Annotated in this window: 2 protein-coding genes; both read right to left on the bottom strand. The window is 41.1% G+C overall.

Annotated elements, in window-relative coordinates; translation table 11 throughout:
- Nucleotides 1-225 precede the first annotated feature (225 nt).
- Nucleotides 226-633, bottom strand: a complete 408-nt coding sequence (locus F607_RS0126895; RefSeq protein WP_027710452.1) for a hypothetical protein — start codon at nt 631-633, stop codon at nt 226-228.
- Nucleotides 599-1,150: a hypothetical protein gene (locus F607_RS32210; RefSeq protein WP_051311884.1), complete on the bottom strand. Its 552-nt coding sequence runs from the start codon at nt 1,148-1,150 to the stop codon at nt 599-601. The genes F607_RS0126895 and F607_RS32210 overlap by 35 nt, the downstream gene beginning before the upstream one ends.
- Nucleotides 1,151-1,607: the final 457 nt, after the last annotated feature.

Here is a 1,607-nt window from a genome sequence, read left to right as displayed (position 1 = left end):
TTTTTGGCAATAATGTGTTTATTGTTAACGCAATACTGATGCTTGTTGTTAAGTTAATGACAATGTTTATTTGTTGGTTTTTGGCGGTTTTTATATCCCCTGTAGGTTTGATTTACTTATACTTCCACCATAGTAAAGCTAACTCCGAATCATAGTAAAGCTAACTCCGAATCATAGTATGGGTATTAGCATCTTCCTCGCCCTGACGGGCGGGGTTTTACGCACCTACGAATTGCTCAAATATAAATAGAGAAAAACAAAAAACAGAATATTTAATACCAGGTATTCTTTAAAACCAATTCGTAATGGTTTAACTCCAGATAAAGTTAACCTATATTTTTCTTGCTTCGGATTCTCTTTCTCAAACTCTTCCACTTCCTTCCTAAATTTTGCAGGAATACTTTTTATATCCTGATACTCAACGTCATTAACACAATATTTTGATTTTTGATTATTATACTCTTCAAACTCCCGATCTGTGTCATCGAAGCTCTCCTTCACTGAAGATGGCATTTCCTTCTTTGACAGATAAACCTCACCATCCACTACCCAGTACTGATCGGGCATACCCTCTATCCACTCATCGCGTTTTATCGCTTCAACAATCTCTTCCCTTGTTGGTTTCGACCTCATACTGCTTCCTCAAAATAAAGCTGAAAATGTTTATACTAAAAAACAATTCTACCTTACCAACCTCCGCACTCTTAACATATTCCTCTGGCCTACCCTTTCCGGCCACGGTGTTGTAGTGCTTTTTCCAGTAGTCCGCCCGCCCCTCTAGCGTTTCAGGTATTGCACCCGGCCTTAGCTTGTAATGCAGGCGACAGAAGATAAACGACAATAGCGGGGAATAGGCTAAGTCTCTGTGTTGTAGCTTGCTGAGATCCACGTTAAACGACTCTCTCAGCCTGTCTCTGTCCGTGGATCTCGCCCGGTTTTGAATGTCTTTGAATGATATCAGGTCGATCTGACACAAGCCTACACCCGCGCCTGTAGGTGTCCTATCCGGGTAGTTGCCAAGTTTGGTTTCTTGCGCTGCAGTTTCTAGCAGCAAGTCAACAGCATGGCCGCTGCCATTTCCGAGAACCTCGCATACTTTCGTTGCGATCTCTAGGGCTTGAGCTGATGAAGTGAGGCCATAGCCCTTCATGTGGCGTACTCCCAAAACTACAGTTCAGGTGAACAGGTTATAAGATATTTGAAGTATATAGCAAAAGGTCATACAAATTATGCCGTATATCGAGCTGAGGGCTTATCTTAGCGATTTTTTTTGTCTAGGTGGTAAATGTTAGAGGGTAAGTTTAAAGTGTCTTATATCGCTTCTCAGAGCTTTTTAAGTGTATTCGTGAGAATCAAAAAAATACATCAAACACAACAAACAAAATTTTAACAGATTTTTACTTAGTTCTCTATAACGCGTGCGCGCGCATGTACGTGGGCGCTGTTTGTCTTGTTTGTATATTCTTTTTATCTTGTTTTTAAAACCTTTTTAGCGCCTCTACAGCCCATATATATCAAGGGCTTCAGAGGTGAAAGGTGGAGTGATTGGGAGTCAAAGGTGGAGTGATTGGGAGTCAAAGGTGGAGTGATTAGGAGTCAAAGGTGGA

Origin of the sequence: Zooshikella ganghwensis DSM 15267 (assembly GCF_000428585.1) — a bacterium.
Classification (GTDB): domain Bacteria; phylum Pseudomonadota; class Gammaproteobacteria; order Pseudomonadales; family Zooshikellaceae; genus Zooshikella; species Zooshikella ganghwensis.
This window is presented reverse-complemented; position numbering and strand designations above follow the sequence as displayed.

Coding starts and splice junctions, on each gene's coding strand:
- F607_RS0126895 (WP_027710452.1), bottom strand. CDS start 633: ATGAGGTCGAAACCAACAAGGGAAGAGATTGTTGAAGCGATAAAACGC.
- F607_RS32210 (WP_051311884.1), bottom strand. CDS start 1,150: ATGAAGGGCTATGGCCTCACTTCATCAGCTCAAGCCCTAGAGATCGCA.